20 protein-coding genes are annotated in these 23,440 nt (G+C 69.6%); 14 read left to right on the top strand and 6 right to left on the bottom strand.

Annotated elements, in window-relative coordinates; genetic code table 11:
• Positions 1–15: 15 nt before the first annotated feature.
• Positions 16–5,190 (bottom strand): DUF4011 domain-containing protein, encoded by a 5,175-nt coding sequence (locus CJ301_RS15760; RefSeq protein WP_099278327.1) that lies wholly within the window; start codon positions 5,188–5,190, stop codon positions 16–18.
• Between the two features lie 197 nt (positions 5,191–5,387).
• On the opposite strand from CJ301_RS15760, the gene CJ301_RS15755 reads away from it, so the two are divergent.
• Positions 5,388–6,473, top strand: a complete 1,086-nt coding sequence (locus CJ301_RS15755; RefSeq protein WP_099278326.1) for a TRAP transporter substrate-binding protein — start codon at positions 5,388–5,390, stop codon at positions 6,471–6,473.
• An 81-nt stretch (positions 6,474–6,554) separates the two neighbouring features.
• On the opposite strand, the gene CJ301_RS15750 is transcribed toward CJ301_RS15755, so the two are convergent.
• Complete coding sequence (locus tag CJ301_RS15750) at positions 6,555–7,940, bottom strand: TRAP transporter large permease (RefSeq protein ID WP_099278325.1); 1,386 nt, start codon at positions 7,938–7,940, stop codon at positions 6,555–6,557.
• Between the two features lies 1 nt (position 7,941).
• Positions 7,942–8,514, bottom strand: coding sequence for a TRAP transporter small permease subunit (locus CJ301_RS15745; protein WP_099278324.1), 573 nt, complete (start codon positions 8,512–8,514; stop codon positions 7,942–7,944).
• Positions 8,515–8,824: 310 nt separating this feature from the next.
• On the opposite strand from CJ301_RS15745, the gene CJ301_RS15740 reads away from it, so the two are divergent.
• From CJ301_RS15740 to CJ301_RS15720, 5 genes are all read left to right on the top strand, one after another.
• The gene (locus tag CJ301_RS15740; protein WP_099278323.1) at positions 8,825–9,574 is read left to right on the top strand and encodes an ABC transporter ATP-binding protein; all 750 of its coding nucleotides are present in this window, start codon (positions 8,825–8,827) and stop codon (positions 9,572–9,574) included.
• A 10-nt stretch (positions 9,575–9,584) separates the two neighbouring features.
• Complete coding sequence (locus tag CJ301_RS15735) at positions 9,585–10,310, top strand: ABC transporter ATP-binding protein (RefSeq protein WP_099278322.1); 726 nt, start codon at positions 9,585–9,587, stop codon at positions 10,308–10,310.
• Positions 10,311–10,353: 43 nt separating this feature from the next.
• On the top strand, positions 10,354–11,556 hold the full coding sequence (locus CJ301_RS15730; protein WP_173812377.1) for an ABC transporter substrate-binding protein: 1,203 nt from the start codon (positions 10,354–10,356) through the stop codon (positions 11,554–11,556).
• 73 nt (positions 11,557–11,629) lie between these two features.
• Positions 11,630–12,517, top strand: a complete 888-nt coding sequence (locus tag CJ301_RS15725) for a branched-chain amino acid ABC transporter permease (RefSeq protein WP_099278321.1) — start codon at positions 11,630–11,632, stop codon at positions 12,515–12,517.
• Entirely contained in the window at positions 12,517–13,497 is a 981-nt protein-coding gene (locus tag CJ301_RS15720) for a branched-chain amino acid ABC transporter permease (RefSeq protein WP_099278320.1), read from the top strand. The genes CJ301_RS15725 and CJ301_RS15720 overlap by 1 nt, the downstream gene beginning before the upstream one ends.
• A gap of 57 nt (positions 13,498–13,554) precedes the next feature.
• Here the strand turns inward: CJ301_RS15720 and CJ301_RS15715 are convergent, their stop codons facing one another.
• Together CJ301_RS15715 and fliI are read right to left on the bottom strand one after the other, a co-directional pair.
• Positions 13,555–14,808: an Hsp70 family protein gene (locus tag CJ301_RS15715; protein ID WP_099278319.1), complete on the bottom strand. Its 1,254-nt coding sequence runs from the start codon at positions 14,806–14,808 to the stop codon at positions 13,555–13,557.
• Positions 14,809–14,891: 83 nt separating this feature from the next.
• Positions 14,892–16,280, bottom strand: a complete 1,389-nt coding sequence (gene fliI, locus CJ301_RS15710; protein ID WP_099278318.1) for a flagellar protein export ATPase FliI — start codon at positions 16,278–16,280, stop codon at positions 14,892–14,894.
• 66 nt (positions 16,281–16,346) lie between these two features.
• Here fliI and flgB point away from each other — a divergent pair, with 66 nt between their 5' ends.
• From flgB to flhB, 8 genes are read left to right on the top strand one after another with little or no spacing between them, the layout of a single operon-like run.
• On the top strand, positions 16,347–16,736 hold the full coding sequence (gene flgB / locus CJ301_RS15705) for a flagellar basal body rod protein FlgB (RefSeq protein WP_099278317.1): 390 nt from the start codon (positions 16,347–16,349) through the stop codon (positions 16,734–16,736).
• 16 nt (positions 16,737–16,752) lie between these two features.
• Positions 16,753–17,163: a flagellar basal body rod protein FlgC gene (flgC, locus tag CJ301_RS15700; protein ID WP_099278316.1), complete on the top strand. Its 411-nt coding sequence runs from the start codon at positions 16,753–16,755 to the stop codon at positions 17,161–17,163.
• A gap of 9 nt (positions 17,164–17,172) precedes the next feature.
• Entirely contained in the window at positions 17,173–17,496 is a 324-nt protein-coding gene (locus CJ301_RS15695) for a flagellar hook-basal body complex protein FliE (protein ID WP_099278315.1), read from the top strand.
• A gap of 31 nt (positions 17,497–17,527) precedes the next feature.
• A complete protein-coding gene (locus CJ301_RS15690) occupies positions 17,528–17,797 on the top strand; it encodes a flagellar biosynthetic protein FliQ (protein WP_099278314.1) in 270 nt (89 codons plus the stop codon).
• Complete coding sequence (locus CJ301_RS15685) at positions 17,794–18,627, top strand: lytic transglycosylase domain-containing protein (RefSeq protein ID WP_099278313.1); 834 nt, start codon at positions 17,794–17,796, stop codon at positions 18,625–18,627. The genes CJ301_RS15690 and CJ301_RS15685 overlap by 4 nt, the downstream gene beginning before the upstream one ends.
• A 7-nt stretch (positions 18,628–18,634) precedes the next feature.
• Complete coding sequence (gene flhA, locus CJ301_RS15680; RefSeq protein WP_099278312.1) at positions 18,635–20,737, top strand: flagellar biosynthesis protein FlhA; 2,103 nt, start codon at positions 18,635–18,637, stop codon at positions 20,735–20,737.
• A 3-nt stretch (positions 20,738–20,740) separates the two neighbouring features.
• The gene (locus tag CJ301_RS15675) at positions 20,741–21,505 is read left to right on the top strand and encodes a flagellar biosynthetic protein FliR (protein WP_099278311.1); all 765 of its coding nucleotides are present in this window, start codon (positions 20,741–20,743) and stop codon (positions 21,503–21,505) included.
• Between the two features lie 9 nt (positions 21,506–21,514).
• Positions 21,515–22,636, top strand: a complete 1,122-nt coding sequence (gene flhB, locus CJ301_RS15670; protein WP_099278310.1) for a flagellar biosynthesis protein FlhB — start codon at positions 21,515–21,517, stop codon at positions 22,634–22,636.
• Between the two features lie 2 nt (positions 22,637–22,638).
• Here flhB and CJ301_RS15665 read toward each other — a convergent pair whose 3' ends face one another.
• Positions 22,639–23,295 carry a MotE family protein gene (locus CJ301_RS15665; protein ID WP_099278309.1) on the bottom strand — a complete coding sequence of 219 codons (657 nt, stop codon included), beginning with the start codon at positions 23,293–23,295 and terminating at the stop codon, positions 22,639–22,641.
• Between the last annotated feature and the right edge of the window lie 145 nt (positions 23,296–23,440).

Raw genomic sequence — 23,440 nt, 5'->3', positions numbered from 1 at the left:
GGCAAGCCGCGCAAGTCAGCCTTGCGGCGCGGGCAATGACAGCCGCTCGGGCCGCGCGGCCTCGTGCCGCGCCCGGTTCGCGCGCTCCTCGCGGTCCCGGGCCAGCGCCTCGCGCAGCCGCCCGTCGAGCCGTTCGGCCACATGGGCGGGCGCGCGGAACCAGTCGGTCGACCAGACCCGCTCGATCCGCCAGCCAAGGCCCTCGAGCACCGATTGGCGCACCCGGTCGCGGTCGCGCGCGGTGGCCGCCGAATGATAGGTCGCGCCGTCGCATTCCACGCCCGCAAGATAGGCCCCGCCCCGGTCGGGATGCACCACCGCGAGGTCGATCCGGTAGCCCGAAACGCCGATCTGGGTCCGCACCTCCCAGCCCTTGGCCTCGAGGCTGCGCGCCACCGCTTCCTCGAAGGGGGTCTCGGCCGGGCCGAGGCTGCCCTCGTCGCGCGCGGGCAGCGCCACCGCGCCGCGCTCGGCATAATCGAGAAAGGCCTTGAGATCGGCGACGCCGCGCGCGCGGGTCCGGCCCAGATCGATCTCCTCGGCCCCGAGCGAGGCAAAGACATGCAGCGCCCGGCGCGCCCGCGTGATCGCGACATTGAGCCGCCGCTCACCGCCCTCGGCGTTGAGCGCGCCGAAATTCATGCTGAGACGCCCGGCGAGGTCCGGCCCGAAGGTGACCGAGAACAGCATCACGTCGCGCTCGTCGCCCTGGATGTTCTCGAGGTTCTTGACGATCACCGGCTCCTCGCGCGCCTCCTCGAAGAACCATTCGAGCTCGGGCAGCTCGCGGCGCAGCGCGTCGAGCTGATCGAGGATCAGCGCCTGCTGATCGGCGTTGAAGGTGATGACGCCGAGGCTGTGGCGCTGGGGCTCGGGGCGGTCCAGCTCGGCCAGGAGCCGCGCGCGGATCATCGCGGTGACGGCGCGCGCCTCCTCGATGTTGGTGCGCCCCTTGCCCCGGCCATAGCGCCCCTCGACCCGGTGCAGCGTGATCGCCTCGCCCCCGGTGCCGGGCGAGGGAAAGGTGACGAGGCCGCCATCATAGTAGAAATGGTTCGAAAAGGCGATCAGCGCCTCGTCGCGGCTGCGATAGTGCCAATCGAGCCGGCGCACCGGCACGCCCGAGGCGGCCACCTCGTCGAGGATCGAGGGCATGTCGCGCAGGGCGAAGCCATCGGCGTCGTCCTCGTCGTCGTCCTCCTCGGAGCGGCCGAAGAAATTGGTCGGCGGCAGCTGCTTGGGGTCGCCCACCACGATCGCCTGCCGCCCGCGCGCGATGGCGCCGACCGCGTCCCATGTGGTGATCTGGCTCGCCTCGTCGAAGATCACCACGTCGAAGGCGGGCTGACCGGCGGGCAGATACTGCGCCACCGACAGGGGCGACATCAGCACGCAAGGGGCGAGGCGCGGCAGGCTCTCGGGCATCTGTCCCAGAAGCTGGCGGATCGGCATGGAGGGGCGCTTGAGCCCGAGCTGGTGGCGCAGCAGCCCCAGCTCGGAGGCGCGCGGCACGGTGTCGCGCGCGGGCAGCCCCCCGCCCGCGCGGCGCAGCGCCTCCTTGGGCGCGAGGGCCGCGGCGCGGTCGTCGAGCATGCGGAACCGGGCGACGAGATCGTCCTGCGCCCAATGCGCGAAATCGCGCAGCAGCGGCTCGGCATCCATGGCGCGCGGCAGCCACCACGCGGCATAGGCCGCCTCGAAGGCGGCGCAAGCGGGCCGGTCGAGCCGATCCGCCTCGATCGCCTCGATCAGGGGCCCGAGCCCGGCCTCACCGGCCCTTGCGCGCGCGCCCATCCAGCGGGTCCAGTCGGCGAGCCGCGGCGCCTGCGCGGCCAGCGCGTCGAGCGCGCGGGCCAGATCGGCGGGGGCCATATCCTCGGGCGCCCGCCCGCCCAGCGCGGCGAAGCGCTCTTCGGCTGCGGTTCTTTCGGCCTGCGCGTGGTCGAGCGCCGCCAGTGCCGCGCGCAGCGGGCCCTGCCCGGGCTGGCGCAGCTCGGTGCGCAGCGCGCCCAACTGCGCGGGCTCCGCCCCCTCGCCCTGAAGCCCGGCCAGCGCCGCCTCCGCCGCGCGGCGCGCGGCCAGGAGCGGCGCGATCCGCTCGCCCGGCAGCCGCGCCAGCGCGGAGGCATCGCGCGCGGCCCGCGCCCGGCCAAGCCGGTGCAGCGCGTCGAGATCGCCGCCGGGATCGACCTGGCCCGCGCGCGCATGGCTTTGCAACACGCCGCGCACCCGCCGCTGCGCCAGCGCCGAAAGCGGCCAGATCCCGGCCTGCGCCGCGCGCCAATCGGCGTCGAGGGCGGCGATGTCGATGCGGCTGTCGGCATCTTCGGGGTAATCGGCGGCAAGCCGGGCGCGCGCGGCGGCCATCGCGGCCTCGGCCTCCTCGCGCGCGGCGGCGGCGCGCTCCAGATCGGCCAATGGAAGATCGGGCAGCTGCGACAGGTCGGGCGCGCCCTCGCGCGCCACTTCCGCAAGAACCGCGAACAGCGCGCCGCGCGCCGCCATGCGTCCGGCCACCGGCGCGAGGCCGAGCCTGTCGCACAAAACGCCCAGCGCCTTGTTCTGCGCTCTCGCCGCCGCGCCCAGCGCCGCCGCCGCGTCGAGAAACCGCTCCTGCCAGTCGAAGGACCATTCGGCGCCCGCCAGAAGATCACCCGGCGCGTCCCGCCCCGCGACCTGCGCCAGCCGCTCCAGCTCGGCGGCGAGATCGCGCAGCCGGGCGTAGCTTGGGGCGTCATGCGCGTCCCACGCGGCAAAGCTCAGGCGGAAAGGCGGCGCGCCCGCCGCGACCCTGCCGATCGCCTCGAACACCGAGAACCCCTGCCTGCCCTTGCGGTGCAGCGCCGCGACATAGGCGTTGAGCCGGTCGCGGGTGAGGCGCAGATCCTCCGTCACCTCGATCCAGTCGGCCCCGTCGCCCTCCGCCGCGCGGTCCCAGCCGCGGCCAAGCTGCGCAAGGACGGATTTGCGGTCCGTCTTGCTCGAATGCAGCTCAAGACAGGCATCGCCCAGCCCCGAAGCGGCGAGACGGCGCTGCACCACGTCGAGCGCCGCGGCCTTTTCGGCGACGAAGAGCACGGTCCGCCCCTGCGACATGACCTGCGCGATGATGTTGGCGATGGTCTGGCTCTTGCCCGTCCCGGGCGGGCCGATCAGCACGAAATCGCGCCCCTGCGCCGCCGCCGCCACGGCGGCGAGCTGGCTGCTGTCGGCGGGCAGCGGGATGACGAGATCGGCGGGCACGAGCGCATGATCGAGATCGCGCGGGGCGATCTGCGGCAGGTCGGGCTGCGGATAGGCCTCGTCCGGCCCGTCGAGCAGATGACGCACCAGCGCGCTGTCGCGCAGCGCGTCGTTGCGCGCGACCAGATCCTCCCACATCAGGAACTTGGCAAAGGAGAATGTCGAAAGCGCCATGTCCTCGATCACCTCGAAACCGGCCAGGTCGCGCACCGCGAGGCGCACCAGATCGAAGATCCGCACGAGGTCGATGCCGCTTTCGTCGCGCGGCAGCTCGCCATCGAGCCCCGGCACCGTGAGCGCGAAATCGCGGCGCAGGAATTCGAGCAGCGTGGCGTTGATGCGCACCTCGTCTTCGAGATGGCCGAGCCGGAAGGCCGAATTGGCCGAGCGCCGCTCGAGCCGCGCCGGGATCAGCAGCAAGGGCGCGCGATAGGCCCGCTCCTCGCCCTCGCGCCGCCAGCGCAGGAAACCGGCGGCGAGAAACAGCGTGTTGGTGCCGCCCTCCTGCATGTCGCTCCTGGCGCGGCGGTGCAGCGCCACGAGCCGCGCGTTCAGCTCCTGGGCCGAAAGCGGCGCGGCGAGGCGGCCGCGCTCTTGCGCGCGCGCCGCCCGCGCGGCGATCTCGTCGGGCGACAGGCTCTCGGCCTCCTCGATCGGCTCCGGGATCGCGGTGGCGCCGCCCGCGAGGCTGTCTTCGAGCGCGGCCATGTCGGCGCAAAGAAACGGCACAGCGCCGCGCCCGTCGCGGAAATTCAGCAGCCGGTTGCGCAAGGACAGGTCGAGCAGCTTGCGTTGCCAGCGCGCGATCCGCCCCTCTGGCGTCTCGGCCTCCTCCTCCTCGATCTCGGTCACCGGCAGGTCGGCGAGAGCGGGCATCGGCGGCAGCGGCTGCGCCGCGCCCTCATGCGGCGCGGGCGCGGGGTCGAGCGCGGTTTCGCCCAAGGGCATGATGCCCGCCGCGCGCGCCGCCGCCACGTCGATCGCGGCGATGAAGCCCGCCTCGCGCGCCTCCTCGCCCAGCGCGCGGCCCGCGGCGAGCGCAGCCTCGAAACCCGCGCCGCGGGTCACGAGCTCGGGGTCGAGCATCAACAGCTCGCGCGCGGCAAGCGCCTTGCGCAGCGCCACCGCGTCGGGCTCCACCACCCGGCCCAAGTCGCGCGGCACAAGCCAGACGCCGCACCAGACCCGCCCCTGGGCAAAGGCGATGACCGGGTTGAGGCCCAGCGCCTCGGCCCCCGCCGCGATGAGCAGCGCCGCCTCCAGCGGCGTCGCCAGCCGCTCGGCGCGGATCTGCGCCAAAGATCGCAGCCTTTGCCCCCGCGCCGCCACGTCGCCGCCCGCCACCGCGCCGCGCGGCCCCCAGCCGCAGGCCGCCGACCAGACCGCCGCCGCCTGCATCCAGGCGCGCGCGGGGTCCTGCGCGCGGTAGCCCTCCGGCGCGCCGCGCCCGGCCTGCGCCAGAAGCGCCGAAGCTTCCTCGACCAGACCCGCCGCCACCGCGGCGTCGGGGCGCAGGAAGGCGGGCAAAAGATGCGCCATCTCGCCCAAGCCCCCCCATTCGTCGCGTGCCAGAAGCGTCACCGGCCGACGCACGCGGGCCAGCACCTGCCCGCCCTGCCGCAGCTCCAGCTTCAGCATGGCGGGCTCGGAAGCCTCCAGCGTGGCCAGCGGCACGGGATCGAGCGCCACGGCGAGATCGTCGATCGCGAGGCGCGCGCCCGGCGCGATCCGCTCGATCCGCCATTGGCGCGGGCGCAGCACCGCGGGTTCCGACCACAGATGCAGCTCGGCCCCCTCGATCGCCGCCTCGCCCGCATGGTCGAGCGCCAGCGACCGGAGCACCGCCGAACGCGCCTGCGCCGTGGCGAGGCCGAGCCGCGCGACGGCGTCGATCTCGATGGAAATGCGCGGCGCGAGGACCGGGAGCCGCGTGTCTTGGTTCGTCATCCGTTCTCTCCTGCGCTCGGTCGGAGATGAATCCATTTGCCCATGGGCGTCAACAGCTTCGCCACGGCACGGCAGGGGCCCGCCGATGCGCGCCGCGCGCGCGAGGCTGGACAAGCCCGCGCCACGCGGATTTATTCGCCCGAGGGCCCGCATCCCGGAGGGGGGCGCGGGACATGAGAGACAACAGGGAGAGACGCGTGGATCGTCGTTCGTTCATCACCAAGGCCGGTCTCGGCGCTGGCGCCGCCGCACTGGCCGCGCCGGCCGTGGCGCAGGGCAACATCACCTGGCGCATGGTCACCACCTGGCCCAAGAACTTCCCGGGCCTCGGCGTCGGCGCCCAGCGCCTCGCCGACCGGATCACCGCCGCCTCGGGCGGCCGGCTGACGATCCAGGTCTATTCGGCGGGCGAGCTGGTGCCGCCGCTGCAATCGCTCGACGCGGTGATCGACGGCACCGCCGAGATGTCGCATTCGGCGGCCTATTACTGGCAGAACAAGTCCTCGGCGCTGAACTTCTTCACCGGCGTCCCCTATGGCATGACCGCGAGCGAGCTGGCGGGCTGGATGCGCCACATGGGCGGCCAGGAGCTGTGGGACGAGGTCTATGACCAGTTCGGCGTGAAGGGCTTTTTGTCGGGCAACACCGGCATCCAGGCGGGCGGCTGGTTCCGCGACGAGATCAACGGCCTCGACGACCTGCAGGGCCTGCGCTTCCGCACGCCGGGCCTCGGCGGCCGGGTCTGGGAGAAGATGGGCGTCACCGCGACCAACATGGCAGCGGGCGAGATCTTCCAGGCGCTGCAATCGGGCGCGCTCGACGCGGCCGAGTTCGTCGGCCCCTACAACGACCTCGCGCTGGGCTTCCACCAGGTCGCCAAGAACTACTACTTCCCCTCCTTCGTGGAGCCGGGCCTCGCCACCGAGCTTGTGGTCGACAAGGCGAAGTATTCCGAGCTGCCCGAGGATCTGCAGGCGATCATCCGCGATGTCTCGCAGGCCGAGTACGACATGGTCGCCTCGGATTTCGCCGCCAACGACCCGCGCGCGCTCGACACGCTGGTGAACGAGCATGGCGTCAATGTGCGCCAGTTCCCCGACGAGGTGCTCGAAGCCGCGGCCGGGGCGGCCAAGGAGGTCATGACCGAGCTGCGCGACGGCGGCGACGACCTGACCAAGCGCACCACCGAGAGCTTCATCGAGTCCCTCAAGCTTCTGCGCACCAAGGGCGAGACGGCGGACGCCAACTTCATCCGCGCGCGCCAGAAGTATTTCGAGATGTGATCTGAAACGCCCGCTGAAAAGAGAAAGCCCGGATCGAAGGATCCGGGCTTTTTCGTTCCGTCGGGCCGGTTTTCCCGGCGTCTACAGCACCTTGGGCAGCCAGGTCACGATCTGCGGGAAGATGAACAGGATCGCGATGCCGATCATCTGCAGCACCACGAAGGGGATGATGCCGCGATAGATCGCCGAGGTCGGCAGCGAGCTCGGCGCCACGCCGCGAAGATAGAACAGCGCGAAGCCGAAGGGCGGCGTCAGGAAGGAGGTCTGCAGGTTCATCCCCACCAGCACGCCGAGCCAGATCGGATCGACATCGAGCGCCAGCAGGATCGGCGCGGTGATCGGGATCACGATGAAGATGATCTCGAAGGTGTCGAGGATGAAGCCCAGCACGAACATGATCGCCATGACCACGATGACCGCGGCCACCGTGCCGCCCGGCAGGCTGGTCAGGAACTCGTGCACGAGGTTGTCGCCGCCCATCAGGCGGAACACGATCGAGAAGACCGAGGCGCCGAACAGGATGATGAACACCATCGAGGTGATCGTCGCCGTGGCCACCACCGTCTCGTGCAGCACACGCAGGCTCAGCCGCCAGCGCAGCGCCGCGAGGATGATCGCGCCCACCGCGCCCACGGAGGCGGCTTCGGTCGGCGTCGCGATCCCGCCCAGGATCGAGCCCAGCACCGCCATGATGAGCAGGAGCGGCGGCAGCAGCGCCACCAGCACCTCCTTGAACAGCCCCTTCTTCTCGTCGGCCGGGACCGGCGTCGCCGGGCAGCTTTCGGGATCGGTGATCGCCTTGAAGATGATCCAGACCGAGTAGAGCCCGACCAGCATCACGCCCGGCAGCAGCGCACCGGCGAAGAGATCGCCGACCGAGACCGGCGTGGGCGCGAAGTTGCCCTTCTCCATCTGCACCTGTGAGTTGATGCCCGACAGCATGTCGCCCATGAAGATCAGCACCGTCGAGGGCGGGATGATCTGCCCCAGCGTGCCCGAGGAGCAGATCACGCCGGTGGCGAGCTTCGGATCATAGCCCGCGCGCAGCATGGCGGGCAGCGAGATGAGCCCCATGGTGACCACCGTGGCGCCGACGACGCCGGTGGAGGCCGCGAGCATCGCGCCGACGATGACCACCGAAAGGCCAAGCCCGCCGCGCAAATTGCCGAAGAGCTTCGACATGGTCAGAAGCAGCTGCTCGGCGATGCGCGAGCGCTCCAGCATCACCCCCATGAAGATGAACAAGGGCACCGCGACCAGCACCTCGCTCGACATGAAGCCGATATAGCGGCCCGGCAGGCTGCCGAAATTCGACGGGTCGAACACGCCGAGCGCCCAGCCGACGAGGCCGAACATGAGCGACACGCCCGCCAGCGTGAAGGCCACGGGAAAGCCCATCATCAGAAAACCGATGATGCCGAAGAACATGAGACCCGACAGGATCTCTCCGATAAGCGTCAGGTCCATGTTATTCGGCGGCCTCGGTGATGTGGTCGATGTCGAGCTTGTAGCGCAGCCGCTCGGGCAGGAGTTCGTCGCGCCCCTTCAGCGTCAGGATCGCGCGGCCCGCCATGGCGAGGCCCTGCAGCCCCACCAGCACGGCGAAGACGATGATGAAGCTTTTCAGGATGAACAGCCCTTCCAGCCCGCCGATATTGGCGGAGGCCTCGTAATAGCCCCAGCTGCGCTGCACGAAGGGCATGGCATAGAGATAGACGACGATGCAGAAGGGCACGAGGAACAGCACCACGCCGATCAGGTCGATCAGCGCCTTCTTCGGGATCGAGGCGGGGCGGTAGAAGATGTCGACCCGGACGTGATCGTCGCGCAGGAGCGCGAAGCCCGCCACGGCGGTGAACATCGCGCCGTTGAGCCAGATGTAGAGGTCCTGCATCCAGACATAGCTGATCGCGAAGACGTAGCGCTGCACCACCACGGTGAAGCAGACGACGACGATCCCGAGCGCCAGCCACGAGAAGACGTGACCAATGACGCGGTTCAGGGCCGATATGGCGGTGACCACCGCCGCGAGCGCGCGCATCCCCCCCTCCTTCTGTGAAATTGCCTTGCGCGCCGTCATGGCATGGCCGGACCCTTCGCCGCAACGCCTGCCTGCGGCGCGGCATTCGAAAAACCGCCCCGAGCGGCGGCATTTGGCGGCCCGCCTTCTGCGCCGCAGCGCCTTTACCTTGCGTCTGCGGCATGGAGGATCATGCGACAGTTGACAGCTCGCCCGCGCGTTGCCTAGCCTTTCCGAAAGCCGTCCGGGGGAAACGGAGGCGGCACAAGATTGGGAGGAAAGCCGTGACGATGATCACGCTGGCCGATCCGCGCATGCGGGGCGGTCTTTGATGGACGCCGTTCTCAAGGCCGAGGGGCTCACCAAGGAATTCAAGGGGTTCGTCGCCGTCAACAAGGTCGATCTCGCGGTGGAGCGGGGCTCGATCCACGCGCTGATCGGGCCCAACGGCGCGGGCAAGACCACCTGCTTCAACCTGCTCACCAAGTTCCTGCAACCGACCCGCGGCACCATCACCTATGACGGGCGCGACATCACCAGGATGGCCCCCGCCGACATCGCCCGGCTCGGCATGGTGCGCTCCTTCCAGATCTCGGCGGTGTTCCCCGATCTCAGCGTCTTGCAGAACGTGCGCGTGGCGCTGCAGCGCAAGCGCGGCGACAGCTATGATTTCTGGCGCTCGGAGCGCGGGCTTTCGCAGTTCGACGACGAGGCGCGCGAGCATATCGACGCGGTCGGCCTGTCGCAGTTCACCGACACCCGCGCGGGCGAGCTGTCTTATGGCCGCAAGCGCGCGCTGGAGATCGCGACGACGCTGGCGCTCGACCCGGAGATGCTGCTGCTCGACGAGCCGATGGCGGGCATGGGACAGGAAGACGTCGAGCGGACCTCTGCGCTGATCAAGCGGATCGCCGCGAACCGCACCATCCTCATGGTCGAACACAACCTGAAGGTCGTCGCCGATCTGTCTGACAAGATTACGGTTCTGGCGCGCGGCGAGATCCTCGCCGAGGGCGATTACGCGGCCGTGTCGAAATCCCCCGACGTGATCGACGCCTATATCGGAGCCGGACATGACTGAGGCCGCGACCATGACCCACAGCACCGCCGCCGGCGGCGACGCGCTTCTCAGGATCGAGGGACTTCAGGGCTGGTATGGCGAAAGCCACGTGCTGCACGGCATCGATTTCGAGGTGCGCGAGGGCGAGGTCGTCACGCTTCTGGGCCGCAACGGCGCGGGCAAGACCTCGACCCTGCTGGCGATCATGGGCATCCTGTCCAAGCGCAAGGGCTCGGTCACCATGCGCGGCGCGGAGACGATTCAGATGGAGCCGCGCCATATCGCCAAGCTCGGCATCGCGCTCTGCCCCGAGGAACGCGGCATCTTCTCCTCGCTCAATGTCGAGGAGAACCTGATGCTGCCGCCCAAGATCGCCGATGGCGGCCTGTCGGTGGAGCGGATCTACGAGCTCTTTCCGAACCTCCTGGAGCGCAAGCGCAGCCAGGGCACCAAGCTGTCGGGCGGCGAGCAGCAGATGCTCGCCATCGCCCGCATCCTGCGCACCGGCGCGAAGCTTCTGCTTCTGGACGAGCCGACCGAGGGCCTCGCCCCCGTCATCGTCCAGCAGATCGGCGCGACGATCCGGCAGTTGAAGCAGGAGGGCTTCACCATCGTGCTGGTCGAGCAGAACTTCCGCTTCGCGGCCTCGGTCGCGGACCGGCACTACGTCGTCGATCAGGGCCGGGTGGTGGACATGATCCCCAATGCCGAACTCGACGCCAATATCGACAAGCTGCACGCCTATCTGGGCGTGTGACTTCGCAAGGCGCATGAAAAGCGCCACCTACTGGGAGGAAAACATGAAGAAAACGGTACTCGGGGCGCTCACCGTCGCGTCCTTCGGCCTGCCCGCCATGGCGCAGGACAGCATGGACGTGACGCTCGGCGTGCTCAACGACCGCTCGGGCGTCTATGCCGACCTCTCGGGCGAAGGCTCGGTGGTCGCGGCGCGCATGGCGGTCGCGGATTTCGACGCGGAGTCCAAGGGGCTCAATGTCGAGGTGATCTCGGCCGACCACCAGAACAAGCCCGACATCGCCTCGAACATCGCGCGCCAGTGGTACGACCAGGACGGCGTCGACGCGATCCTCGACGTGCCGACCTCCTCGACCGCGCTCGCCGTGGCCGACATCACCGCGCAGGCCAACAAGATCCTGATCGATAGCGGCGCGGGCTCGACCCAGCTCACCGGCGAGCAGTGCCAGCCGACCACGATCCACTGGACCTACGACACCGCGGCACTTGCCAAGGGCACCGGCGGCGCCGTCACCGAGCGCGGCGACAACAAGTGGTTCTTCCTCACCGCCGACTACGCCTTCGGCCACTCGCTCGAGGAAGAGACGATGAAGATCGTCGAGGAATCGGGCGGCGAGGTCGTGGGCTCGGTCCGCCACCCCTTCCCGGCGACCGACTTCTCCTCCTTCCTGCTGCAGGCGCAGGCCTCCGGCGCGGACGTGATCGGCCTCGCCAATGCCGGCGGCGACACGGTCAACGCCATCAAGCAGGCCGCCGAGTTCGGCATCACCCAGTCGGGCCAGTCGCTCGCGGCACTGCTGATGTTCATCACCGACGTCCACGCGCTCGGCGCGGAGACGGCGCAGGGCCTCGTGCTGACCGAAGCCTTCTACTGGGATCATGACGACGAGACCCGCGAATGGTCGGCCCGCTTCGAGGAGGAGTTCGGCTCCAAGCCGACCATGGTGCATGCCGGGGTCTATTCGGGCACCATGCACTACCTCGCCGCCGTCGAGGCCACCGGCTCGACCGATGGCGACGTGGTGGCCGAGTGGATGAAGGCCAACTCCTTCGACGATCCGCTCTTCGGCGAGGGTTACGTGCGCGAGGATGGCCGCGTGATCCACGACATGCATCTCTACGAGGTGAAGACGCCGGACGAATCCACCGGCGAGTGGGACCTCTACAAGCACGTCTCGACCATCCCCGGCGAGGACGCCTTCCTGCCGATGGAAGGCGCGGGCTGCGAGTTCGTGAAGGCGGGTTGATGCCCATGCGGGCGCGCCTTGCGGGGCGCGCCCACCCCTGCCCCTCGGGGCCACTCAAAACAACGGGACAGGCATGTTCGAACTCCTAGGCATTCCGCCGCAGGTTCTGATGGGGCAGCTCCTGCTCGGGCTGATCAACGGGTCGTTCTACGCGGTCCTCTCGCTCGGGCTGGCTGTGATCTTCGGCCTGCTCAACATCATCAATTTCAGCCATGGCGCGCAGTACATGCTCGGCGCCTTCGTCGCATGGATGCTGCTCGAATACTTGGGCATCAACTACTGGTGGGCGCTCCTGATCGTGCCGATCGTCGTCGGCGCGACGGGCGTGGTGCTCGAAAAGCTCGCGCTGCGGCGGCTCTACCATCTCGATCACCTCTACGGCCTGCTGCTGACCTTCGGCGTGGCGCTGATCATCCAGGGGCTGTTTCGCAACTATTACGGCATCTCGGGCCTGCCCTATAACATCCCGAGCCAGCTCTCGGGCGGGCAGAATCTCGGCTTCATGTTCCTGCCCAATTATCGCGGCTGGGTCGTCGTGGCCTCGGTCATCGTCTGCTTCGGCACCTGGTTCGTGATCGAGAAGACCCGGCTCGGCGCCTATCTGCGCGCCGCGACCGAGAACCCGACCCTTGTCGGCGCCTTCGGCATCAACGTGCCCTTGATGATCATGCTGACCTACGGCTTCGGCGTGGCTCTGGCGGGCTTTGCGGGCGTGCTCGCGGCGCCGATCTACTCGGTCAACCCGAACATGGGCGCGGACCTGATCATCGTCGTCTTCGCCGTGGTCGTCATCGGCGGCATGGGCTCGATCATGGGCGCGATCGTCACCGGCTTCGGCCTTGGCGTGATCGAGGGTCTGACCAAGGTGTTCTACCCGGCGGGCTCGGCGGTCGTCATCTTCGTGATCATGGCCATCGTGCTGATGATCAAGCCCGAGGGCCTGTTCGGGAGGAACGCGTGATGAGCGTCAGCGATCTTCAGCCCGCCCCGAACGAGCGCCGCCCGGCCACCGCCGGCATGCCCAAGCTGCACATGGCGATCTTCGCCGTGCTCTTCGTGCTGCTCGCGGTGCTGCCGATGCTGGTCTACCCGGTCTTCGCGATGAAGGTGATGTGTTTCGCGCTCTTCGCCGCGGCCTTCAACCTTCTGCTGGGCTTCGGCGGGCTTCTCTCCTTCGGCCACGCCGCCTATTTCGGCGGGGCGAGCTACGTCGCGGCGCATGCCTCCAAGGTCTGGGGGCTGACGCCGGAGCTGTCGATCCTCGTCGGCACGCTGGCCGCCGCCCTGCTCGGCCTTGCCATCGGGTCGCTGGCGATCCGGCGGCAGGGGATCTACTTCGCCATGGTGACGCTGGCCTTCGCGCAGATGTTCTACTTCTTCGCGCTGCAGGCCGATTTCACCGGCGGCGAGGACGGCATCCAATCGGTGCCGCGCGGCTCGCTCTTCGGGATCTTCCCCGTCGACAGCAACGAGGCGCTCTACTACCTCGTGCTCGCCGTGACCTTCGGCGGCATCCTGTTTCTCTACCGGATCGTGCATTCGCCCTTCGGGCAGGTCTTGAAGGCGATCCGCGAGAACGAGCCGCGCGCGATCTCTCTGGGCTACCGGGTCAACCGCTACAAGCTCATGGTCTTCGTGCTGTCGGCCGCCTTCGCCGGGCTTGCGGGCGCGACCAAGAGCCAGGTGTTCCAGCTTGCCTCGCTGACGGACGTGCATTGGTCGATGTCGGGCGAGGTGGTGCTGATGACGCTTCTGGGCGGGGTCGGCACGGTGTTCGGGCCGATTCTCGGCGCGACCATCGTGGTGACGATGCAGAACTACCTCGCCTCGATGGGCGCATGGGTCACGGTGATCCAGGGCGTGATCTTCGTGCTCGGCGTGCTGCTGTTCCGCGAAGGGATCGTCGGCGTGATCTCGAAATGGCTCAAGCGGCCGCTCTGAAGCGCGGCAGGACGAAAGCAAAAGGCCCGGGCAGATCGCCCGGGCCTTTTGCGTTGCTCAGCCGAAACGGCGGCCCGCCTCCAGCGCGAGGCCGGTGCCGACCGAGCCCAGCATGTCGCCCGTGGCGATGCGGGCCTGCGGCAGATGCGCGGCGACCAGCGACCGCAGGATCGGCAGGCGCGACGAGCCGCCGGTCATGAACACCGTGCCGATCGCCTGCGGCCCGACCCCGGCCTGTTCCAGCACCGCCGCGATGCGCGCGCCGATCCGCTCCAGCGGCGTGGCGATCGCCTCCTCGAAGGCTTCGCGCGTCACAACCGGGTTCGGCCCGCCGACCAGCGGCCCAAGCTCCAGCCGCGCGGCCTCGGCCTCCGACAGGTCGACCTTCACCCCCTCGACCGCCATGGCCAGCGCGTGGCCGCGCCGGTCCTCCACCGCGCGCACCATGCGGCCCACCCGCTCGGGCGCGTCGGCCTCGCGCAAGAGCGCCTTGAGGTCCGACAGCGCGCGCGCCGCGTAGAGCCGGTTGATCCGGTGCCACGTGGCGAAATCGACATAGTAATGCCGCGGCATGTCGCCCTTGCCGCCGCGGATCGGGCTACCGAGGCCCAGATGCGGCATGGCGCTGGCGAGGCTCAGCAGCCGGTCGAGATCGGTGCCGCCGACCCGGATGCCGTCATTGGCGAGGATGTCGTCGGCGCGGTCGGGCCGCGCCATCCGGTCGGGGCCGACCCGCACCACCGAGAAATCCGAAGTGCCGCCGCCGATATCGACGATCAGGACAAGCTCCTCGTCCGCGACCGTGCTCTCGTAATGCAGCGCCGCCGCGATCGGCTCGTATTGAAAGCCGATCTCGGCAAAGCCCGCCCCGCGCGCGATCTCCTCCAGCGCATCCTGCGCCGCGCGGTCGCCCGCCGCGTCGTCATCGACGAAATGCACCGGGCGGCCCAGCACCGCGCGCTCGACGCCCGGTGCCTCGGCATCGAGCCGGGCGCGCAGATGGCCGATGTAATGGCCGAGGATCTCGACGAAGCTGACCGAACGGCGGCCGATTGCGGTGCGCTCGGTGATCAGCGACGAGCCCAGCGTGCTTTTCAGCCCGCGCAGCAAGCGCCCCTCTTCGCCCTCGACATAGGCGTCGATCGCGGCGCGGCCGAAGATCGGGGTGGGATCGTCCACCTCCCAGAACACCGCGCTGGGGATGGTCGTCTCGTGGCCTTCGACCGCGATGAGCCGCGCGCCATGCGCGTCTCCCAGCCCCACGGTGGAATTGGAGGTGCCGAAATCTATGCCGCAGGCCGTGGGGGTCATGAGGGGTCTCCGCCGTGAATGGCCCCGCCGGGCCGGTCCGAGCGGACCTCTCTAGCCGCGCGCGGGCGCGGGCGAAAGCCCCCTCAGGCGGGCGCGCGGCGCAGCGGCTGCGGCGGCGCGGGAGGTTTGGGCAGCGCCACGGCGATCCCTGCCTCGCTCAGCATGCGGTAGATCTCGGCAAAGCTCTCATCGGCGATCATGCTCTCGCCCTTGCGCTGGCTCAGGAAGGCGTCGGCCGGCCCGGCAAAGCGGATCGCGGCGTCGACCTCCTCGTCGGAGCCGGACTTGTAGGCGCCGATGCGGATCAGCTCCTCCATGTCGGCATGGCGCGCGAGGCTGCGCCGCGCCGCCTGCAGCACCGCGTATTCGGCGGGCGAATGGCAGGCGGGCAGCATGCGCGAGATGCTTTTCTGGATGTTCACCGCTGGAAACCGCCCCTGCTCGGCGATGGCGCGGTCGAGCACGACATGCCCGTCGAGCACGCCGCGCACCGCGTCGGCCACCGGCTCGTTCATGTCGTCGCCATCGACCAGAACGGTGTAGAGCCCGGTGATGTCGCCCTGCCCCTCCGAGCCGGGGCCGGAGCGTTCGAGCAATTGCGGCAGTTCGGCGAAGACCGTCGGCGGATAGCCCTTGGCGGTCGGCGGCTCGCCCGCCGCGAGCCCGATCTCCCGCTGCGCCATGGCAAAGCGGGTGACGCTGTCGAGAAGCAGGAGCACCTGCAACCCCTGGTCGCGGAAATGCTCGGCCACCGCGGTCGCGGTCCAGGCGGCCTGGCGGCGCATGAGCGGCGGCTCGTCGCCGGTCGAGACGACCATGACCGAGCGCGCCATGCCCTCGGGGCCGAGATCCTCCTGGATGAAATCCTGCACCTCGCGGCCCCGCTCGCCGACGAGGCCGACGACGATCACGTCGGCCCGCGCGCCGCGTGCCAGCATTGCCATCAGGGTCGATTTGCCGACGCCCGAGCCCGCGAAGACGCCCATGCGCTGGCCACGGCAGAGCGGCACGAAGACGTCGAGCGTCTTGATCCCGGTGTCGAGCCGCTTGCCGACGCGGCGGCGGGCGAAGGCTGCCGGTGGACCCGCGCGCACCATCCGCGCCGCTTCGCCCTCCATCAATGGCCCGCGCCCGTCGAGCGGCTCGCCCAGCGCGTTGACGACCCGGCCGATCCACCCGGCATCGGGGCGCACAAGATCGCCGCGTGGGCTGTGCTCGACCCGGTCGCCGACCACCACCCCCTCCCACGAGCCGAAGGGCAGAAGATGCGTGCCGCGCGCGTCGATGCCGACCACTTCGCCCAGCACCGGCCCGCGCGCGCCATGCACCGTGCAGCGCCCGCCGATGCCGACCGCGCGCTCCAGACCGCTCACCGTGAGCGACAGGCCCAGCACCGCGCGCACCTCGCCGGTCACCCGCGCCTCGGCGGCGTTGCGCAGTTGCGACGTCAGATCGGAAAATGCGGTTTGCATGGCGCCTGTCCCGTAGTCATGCGGATTTATACATGCTATCCATGCTCGACCCGAAAGGAAACGCAAATGCTCGATGGCATGTCCTTCTTCGCTCTTGCTTCAAAGCGGCTCGACTGGCTCGCCGCGCGGCAGAAGGTGATCTCCGAGAACATCGCCAATGCCAACACCCCGGACTACCGCGCGAGGGATCTCGCCAGGTTCGACGCGGTGCTGGCCAATGCGCAGCCCGGCGCGGTCACCACCGATCCGCGCCATATCAGCAGCGGCGGCAGCCACGGCGCGCCGCGCGCCGTGACCGACACCACCGCCTGGGAGCGCTCGCTCGACGGCAACACCGTTGTGCTGGAGCAGCAGACCGTCAAATCCGCCGAGGTCAGCGAAAGCTACCGCCTCGCGGCGCAGCTCTACCGCAAGGGCCACGAGCTTCTCACCCTGTCGGCCACCGGCCTGCGCTAAGCCATAGGAGACCGCCATGGACCCGCTTTCCTCGATCAGCGCCATCGCCGCCAGCGGCATGCGGGCGCAGGGCGAACGGCTCAGGATCGTGTCCGAGAACGTCGCCAACGCGGATTCGACCGGCAGCACGCCGGGCGCCGAGCCCTATCGCCGCAAGACGCTGGCCTTCGAGGAGCTGGTCGACCGCGAGATCGGCGCCTCGCTCGTCACCGTCGACAAGATCGGCCGCGACAAGACCCCCTTCACCCTGATGCACGACCCGGCCCACCCGGCGGCGGATGCGGCGGGCATGGTCAAGATGCCCAACGTCAACCCGATCCTCGAAATGAGCAACATGCGCGAGGCCTCGCGCAGCTACGAGGCGAACATGAACATGTTCGAGGCCGGGCGCGACATGCGCAGCCAGATGCTCGACCTTCTCAGATAAGGCTGACCGATGACCGAGTTCTCCTCGATCCTCTCCACCTCCGGCGTCCGCGGCGCCTACCGCTCCTCCAAGGAGCTTTCCGGCCTGCCCGGCCCCGAGGCCGCGACGGCCAAGGGCGAGAGCTTTTCCGAGATGCTGCAGACCGCCACGACCGGGGCCGTCGGCAAGGTCCGCGAGGCGGAGGCGGTGGCGCAGAAGGGGCTGACCGGCGAAATCGGCACCCAGCGCGTCGTCGAGGCGACGCTGGAGCTCGAAAGCACGGTCAAGGTGATGGTCTCGATGCGCGACAAGGTCGTCGAGGCCTATCAGGAAATCATGCGGATGCCGCTCTGATCGCGGCACCGGCGGGGGCGCAGGCGCGGCGATGACCGAAAGCGACACCTACGACATCCTGTCGGACACGATCCTCGCGGTGCTGATCGGCTCCGGCCCGATCCTGGCGCTGGCGCTGGGCGTCGGCCTCGTCATCGCCTTCTTCCAGGCGCTGACCCAGATCCAGGAGATGACGCTGACCTTCGTACCGAAGATCGCGGCGATCTTTCTGGGGCTTCTGGCCGCCACCCCCTTCATCTATGCGACGCTGACGCGGCTGTCGGACCGGGTGTTCGACCTGATCGCGAGCGGCGGCGCATGAGGCGGCTCGCGCTGGTTCTCGCGCTCGCCTCGGCGCTCGCCCCCCGGCCCGGCCTTGCCGGATGGGGGGATTTCTACCGCGGCAGCGATGCCGCGGGTGTCGCCGGTGCTGCCGGGGCGGAGGCGCGCGGCGCGCCGCTGGAGCACGGCGTCTGCGTGGCCGAGATCCTGCGCGCGCAGCTGCGCCACCGCATCCCCGGCAACCTGCTCCTGGCGATCGGCATCCAGGAGGCGGGTGTGACGCGGGGCGGCCAGCTCACCATCTGGCCCTGGGCGGTCAACGCCGCGGGCGAAGGCCGGCTTTTCGACGACCGCGAGGCGGCGCTGGGCTGGATCGCGGCGCGGCGCGCGGCCGGGATCGAGAGCATCGATGTGGGCTGCATGCAGATCAACATGCGCTGGCACCCCGAGGCCTTCGACGGCGCGGCGCAGGGCTTCGACCCGGCGATCAATGTCGATTACGCCGCGCGCTTTTTGCGCAGGCTCTACGAGGAATTCGGCGACTGGACCGCCGCCGCCGGGGCCTATCATTCGCGCACGCCCGAGGCGCAGCAGGTCTATCTCGCGGCGCTGCGCGGCAATATCGAGACCGCCAATGACCGGATCGAGAAGTTTCGCGATGTCGCGGCGCCGGGGGCGCGCCCCGGGGCGGGGGCGGCGCGCCCCTCCTTGCAGCCCGCGCCGGGCGCGCGGCGCGGCTGGTCGACCGGCAAAGCGGCGGGCGGCATGGCAGACGGATCGGCGGACGGATCGGCGGGCGGCGCGCGGTTCGGCATCTACAGCGACGCGCCGCTCAAGCCGATGATCTCCCCGCCCTCCCCATCCTCGTGAGGCCCGCATGAGCCAGCCCCCCGCCACCAAGCCCACCCTTTCCTCCACCGCGCTCGCGGCGGGCCTCGCCAACCGCGACGTGGGCTTCGCGGTCGGCGTCACGCTGGTGCTGGCGGTCTTGTTCGTGCCGCTGCCCTCGGTGCTGCTCGATCTCGGCCTCGCGGTGTCGCTGGCGCTTTCGGCGCTGATCCTGATGGTCGCGCTGTGGATTCCGAAGCCCCTGGAGTTCAACAGCTTTCCGACGCTGCTCCTGGTCGTCACCATGCTGCGCCTGTCGCTCAATGTCGCCTCGACCCGGCTGATCCTGAGCCAGGGCCATACCGGGCCGGGGGCGGCGGGCGGCGTGATCGAGGGCTTTTCGCGCTTCATCGTCGCGGGCAGCTTCGTGATCGGCATCGTGATCTTCGCGATCCTCGTGGTGATCAACTTCATCGTCATCTCCAAGGGCTCGACCCGCATCGCCGAGGTCGCCGCGCGCTTCTCGCTCGACGCGATGCCGGGCAAGCAGATGGCGATCGACGCCGATCTCGGCGCAGGCCTGATCGACGAGGCGACCGCCAAGACCCGGCGCAAGGAGCTCGAGGACGAGAGCGGCTTCTTCGGGGCGATGGACGGCGCGTCGAAATTCGTGCGCGGCGACGCGGTGGCGGGGCTGATCATCACCATGATCAACATCGTCGGCGGCATCCTGATCGGCGTGGTGCAGCACGGCCTGCCGATCGGCGAAGCGGCCAATGTCTATACCACGCTGACCATCGGCGACGGTCTGGTGAGCCAGATCCCGGCGCTGATCGTCTCGCTCGCCGCCGGTCTCATCGTCACCAAGGGCGGCACCGAGGGCGCGGCCAACGAGGCGGTGCTGGGCCAGCTCGGCAAGTTTCCCAAGGCGCTCTACATGGCCGCCGGTCTCCTGTGCGGCATCGGCCTGCTGCCCGGCTTTCCACTGCCGGTCTTCGTCATCCTCGCCGCGATGATGGCGGGGCTGGGTTACGTGATGAGCCGCGAGGCCAAGGCCCGCTCGGCGCGCGAGACGGCGCAGGCCATCGCGAGCGAGCAGGCCGCCGAGGCCCCTTCCGAGGACGACGTGCAGCAGACGCTGAAGCTCGACGATCTGCGGCTCGATCTGGGCGGGGCACTGGTGCCGCTGATCAACCGCCCCGACGCCGCCCTGCCCGGCAAGATCAAGAGCCTGCGCCATCTCTTCGCGCGCGAATACGGCTTCGTGCTGCCCTCGGTGCGGATCAAGGACGACCCGGCGCTCGGCCCCGACAGCTATGCCATCACCGTGCAGGGCGTCGCCGCCGCCACCGCCGAGATCCGCGCCACCGGCATGATGGTGATCAACCCTTCCGAGGCCGGGATCGCGCTTCCGGGCCAGCGCAGCAAGGACCCGACCTTCGGTCTGGAGGTCGTCTGGGTCGACCAGCCCCTCGCCGATCAGGCCGAGGCCGCGGGCTGCACCGTGGTCGACCCCGAAAGCGTCATCACCACCCACCTGACCGAGGTGATCAAGCAGCACATGCCCGAGCTTCTGACCTATGGCGCGGTGCAGGAGCTGATCGAGGGGCTGCCCCGCCCCTACCAGAAGCTCGCGGGCGAGATCTCGGGCACCAGCCCGACCATCCTCGTGCAGCACGTGCTGCAGGCGCTGCTGCTGGAGCGGATCTCGATCCGCAACCTGCCGCTGATCGTCGAGGCCATCGCCGAGGCCGGGCGCACGACCTCCTCCGTCACGCTGATCACCGAGCATGTGCGCCGCCGCCTGTCGAACCAGATCTGCCACGCGCTGACCGACGCGCAGGGCTTCGTGCCGGTGATCACCATGTCGGCGGCCTGGGAGGGCGAGTTCAACGGCGCGGTGCGGATGAACGGCGACGAGCGCAATTTCCTGATGTCGCCGCAAAGGGTGCAGGAATTCGTGCTGGAGGCGCGCAAGGAGATCCAGCAATTCGCCCAGAAGGACGAGTGGCCCGCGCTGATGGTCAGCCCCGAGGTCCGCTCCTTCGTGCGCTCCATGCTGGAGCGGGTCAGCCCGATGACGCAGGTGATCTCGCATAACGAGGTGCACCGCAAGGCGGCGCTGCGCACCGTCGCCACCATCGGCGGCTAGGGCTTGGATCTCGGGGCCTTCCTCGTTTCGCAGGCGCTGCTGGCGGGTCTCGTCTTCGCCCGGCTCGGGGCGGCGCTGATGTTCCTGCCGGGCTTCGGCGAACAGACCATCCCCGCCCGGCACCGGCTTTTGTTCGGCCTCGCGCTCAGCGCGGCGCTGGCGCCGCTGGTGCCGGTCGCGCCCGCCCAGGGGCTGGCCGAGAGCGCCCCGGTGGTGCTGCTGTCGATGTTCGCGGTGGAGGTCACCATCGGCATCTGGATCGGCACCACGGCGCGCATCCTGTTCTCGGCGCTGCAATTCGCGGGCTACCAGATCGGCATGGTCGCGGGGCTGTCCAATGCCTTTGCGCCGGGGACGGGAAGCTTCGAGGGCTCGACGCTGATCGCGGGCGCGCTGCTGATGGCCGGCGTGGCGCTCGTCTTCGCCACCGAGTTGCATCATCTGATGATCCGGGCGCTGCTCGACAGCTATGCGCTGTTTCCCCCCGGCCGGCTGATGCTGGGCGATCTGGCGCAGCAATCGGTGCGCGCGGTGGCGCAGAGCTTCTATCTCGGCGTCTCGCTCGCCGCCCCCTTCTACGTGCTGTCACTGGTGCTTAATCTCGGCATGGGTCTGGCCAACCGGGCGATGCCGAGCCTGCCGGTGTTCTTCGTCGCCGCGCCGATCCTGATCGCCACCGGCCTTCTGGGCCTCGTCGCGGCGGGGCCGGCCATGCTATCGGGGACCATGCAGGCGCTGGGCGACTGGCTCATCGGCTTCAGCTTCTAGGGGGGCGCGATGTCCGAGGAAGACAAGAGCAGCAAGACGGAGGAGCCGACGGAGGCCAAGCTGCGCAAGGCGCGGCAGAAGGGTGACGTCCCCTCCTCCAAGGAAACCGGCAACATGATGAGCGCCTTCGCGCTGCTCGTCATCTCGCTCTACCTCTTGCCGAGCCTCATGCCGCGTCTGGCGGGCGACCTGTCGGGGCTTCTGGCCTCGGCGGGCAGCATCGAGATCGGCTCGGGCGCGGCGGGGCTGCGCGATGTCAGCGGCGTGGCGCAGCATCTCGTCGGCACGGTGGCGGTGACGCTGGCGCCGCTGGCGCTCGTCATGGTGCTGGCGGCGCTGTTCGGCGTGCTGATCCAGGGCCAGACCGTGGTGGCGCTGGAGCGGATCAAGCCCAAGCTGTCCAAGATCAACCCCGGCTCCGGCTTCAAGAAGATGTTCTCGCCCGACGCGCTGGTCGAGTTTCTCAAGAACATCGCCAAGGTGGCGGTGGTCACCGTGATCGCGCTCATGGCGGTGCGCTCCTCGGTCACCGGGATCTGGCAGGCGCCGGGCTTCGCGCCCGAGACCTTGCTGCCGCATGCGCGCGGCGCGGCGGTGCGCATCCTCGTGGGGGCGACGGCCTTTCTCGCCGTGGTCGCGCTGATCGACATCATCTGGAAGCGGATCGACTACACCCGCAAGCAGCGCATGAGCCTCAAGGAGATCCGCGACGAGCACAAGGACAGCGAGGGCGACCCGCATATCAAGGGCAAGCGGGCGCAGCTGCGCCGCAAGCGCGCCCAGCAGCGCATCGCCACCGCCGTGCCGCAGGCGACGGTCGTGCTGACCAACCCGACCCATTACGCGGTGGCGCTGCGTTACACGCCGGGGGTCGATGCAGCACCCGTCTGCGTCGCCAAGGGGGCCGATCTCGTCGCCGCGCAGATCCGCCGCATCGCGCGCGAAAGCGAGGTCACCATCGTCGAGAACAAGCCATTGGCCCGCGCGCTGCACGCGGTGGTCGAGGTCGATGACGCGATCCCGGCCGAGCATTGGCAGGCGGTGGCCGAGATCATCGGCTACATCATGGATCTCAAGCGCCGCATCCGCCGCGCCCCGCCCGAAGGCTCCATGCTGCGCGAGGAGGACTAGGCTTACTGAAGCCGGATGCCGTTGAGCCGCTGGTCGCCCGGCAGCTTGGAACGCTCGAGGATGATCATCGAGATCGCCTGCGCGCGCACCACGTTCATCGCCGCGAGCACCGGGGCGGCGTCGCGCTCGGGCATGGCGCCGAGCACCGTCACCGCGACCTCGATGTCGAGATCGTTCATGATCGTCGCGGCGTCGCGCGGCTTCATGTTGACGTAAAGCGCCACCAGACGCGCGACATCGGCCTGGTGCGCCTCGTCGATCTTGGTCATCAGCCCTTCGAGCTCGCCGCGCAGCTCGCCCAGGCGCGCCATCTCGACGGCGAGCGTCTCCTCGGCCAGCGCGATCTCGGAGGCGCGCGCGTCGAGTGCGGCGCGCTGCTCGTCGAGCAGGCCGCGCTCGGTGGCGATGGCCGAGAGCACCTCTTCGGGCGCGGCGCAGCTTTGCGGGATCGTCTGGGCCACCGGTTCGGGTGCGGGCTGGGGCGCAGGCTCGGGCTCGGGCGCGCCGCCCGCGGCATTGGCCGCGCCGACGAAGAGGTTCGGCCGCGCGCTCTCGGGCGACCGGGTCGCACCGATATCGCCCACCAAGAGCGCCGCCTTGGCGACACCGGCCAGCGCCAGCGCGCCGATCACGATCTGGAAGGGCCGCGGTGCCGTCACTGATCGCGCTCGCGCACGCTGTCGAAGAAGCCCTGCACCAGCTCTGTCTTGCCGGTGACGCGGGTGATGCCCGCGGCCTGCGCGCGGGCGCGGGCGGCGCGCGCGGCCTTGTCGCCCGTGCGCGGCGCGGGCTTGGCCGGCGGGG

The sequence above is a fragment of the Limimaricola cinnabarinus genome, assembly GCF_002723615.1.
Classification (GTDB): Bacteria; Pseudomonadota; Alphaproteobacteria; order Rhodobacterales; family Rhodobacteraceae; genus Limimaricola; species Limimaricola cinnabarinus_B.
Note: the sequence above shows the minus strand (reverse complement) of the source record. Positions and strands in the feature narration are given on the sequence as shown.

What these genes read in the sequence shown, in the direction of transcription:
- CJ301_RS15760 (WP_099278327.1), bottom strand. Translation starts at nt 5,190, where the DNA reads ATGACGAACCAAGACACGCGGCTCCCGGTCCTCGCGCCGCGCATTTCC.
- CJ301_RS15750 (WP_099278325.1), bottom strand. Translation starts at nt 7,940, where the DNA reads ATGGACCTGACGCTTATCGGAGAGATCCTGTCGGGTCTCATGTTCTTC.
- CJ301_RS15745 (WP_099278324.1), bottom strand. Translation starts at nt 8,514, where the DNA reads ATGCGCGCGCTCGCGGCGGTGGTCACCGCCATATCGGCCCTGAACCGC.
- CJ301_RS15740 (WP_099278323.1), top strand. Translation starts at nt 8,825, where the DNA reads ATGGACGCCGTTCTCAAGGCCGAGGGGCTCACCAAGGAATTCAAGGGG.
- CJ301_RS15735 (WP_099278322.1), top strand. Translation starts at nt 9,585, where the DNA reads ATGACCCACAGCACCGCCGCCGGCGGCGACGCGCTTCTCAGGATCGAG.
- CJ301_RS15730 (WP_173812377.1), top strand. Translation starts at nt 10,354, where the DNA reads ATGAAGAAAACGGTACTCGGGGCGCTCACCGTCGCGTCCTTCGGCCTG.
- CJ301_RS15725 (WP_099278321.1), top strand. Translation starts at nt 11,630, where the DNA reads ATGTTCGAACTCCTAGGCATTCCGCCGCAGGTTCTGATGGGGCAGCTC.
- CJ301_RS15720 (WP_099278320.1), top strand. Translation starts at nt 12,517, where the DNA reads ATGAGCGTCAGCGATCTTCAGCCCGCCCCGAACGAGCGCCGCCCGGCC.
- CJ301_RS15715 (WP_099278319.1), bottom strand. Translation starts at nt 14,808, where the DNA reads ATGACCCCCACGGCCTGCGGCATAGATTTCGGCACCTCCAATTCCACC.
- fliI (WP_099278318.1), bottom strand. Translation starts at nt 16,280, where the DNA reads ATGCAAACCGCATTTTCCGATCTGACGTCGCAACTGCGCAACGCCGCC.
- flgB (WP_099278317.1), top strand. Translation starts at nt 16,347, where the DNA reads ATGCTCGATGGCATGTCCTTCTTCGCTCTTGCTTCAAAGCGGCTCGAC.
- flgC (WP_099278316.1), top strand. Translation starts at nt 16,753, where the DNA reads ATGGACCCGCTTTCCTCGATCAGCGCCATCGCCGCCAGCGGCATGCGG.
- CJ301_RS15695 (WP_099278315.1), top strand. Translation starts at nt 17,173, where the DNA reads ATGACCGAGTTCTCCTCGATCCTCTCCACCTCCGGCGTCCGCGGCGCC.
- CJ301_RS15690 (WP_099278314.1), top strand. Translation starts at nt 17,528, where the DNA reads ATGACCGAAAGCGACACCTACGACATCCTGTCGGACACGATCCTCGCG.
- CJ301_RS15685 (WP_099278313.1), top strand. Translation starts at nt 17,794, where the DNA reads ATGAGGCGGCTCGCGCTGGTTCTCGCGCTCGCCTCGGCGCTCGCCCCC.
- flhA (WP_099278312.1), top strand. Translation starts at nt 18,635, where the DNA reads ATGAGCCAGCCCCCCGCCACCAAGCCCACCCTTTCCTCCACCGCGCTC.
- flhB (WP_099278310.1), top strand. Translation starts at nt 21,515, where the DNA reads ATGTCCGAGGAAGACAAGAGCAGCAAGACGGAGGAGCCGACGGAGGCC.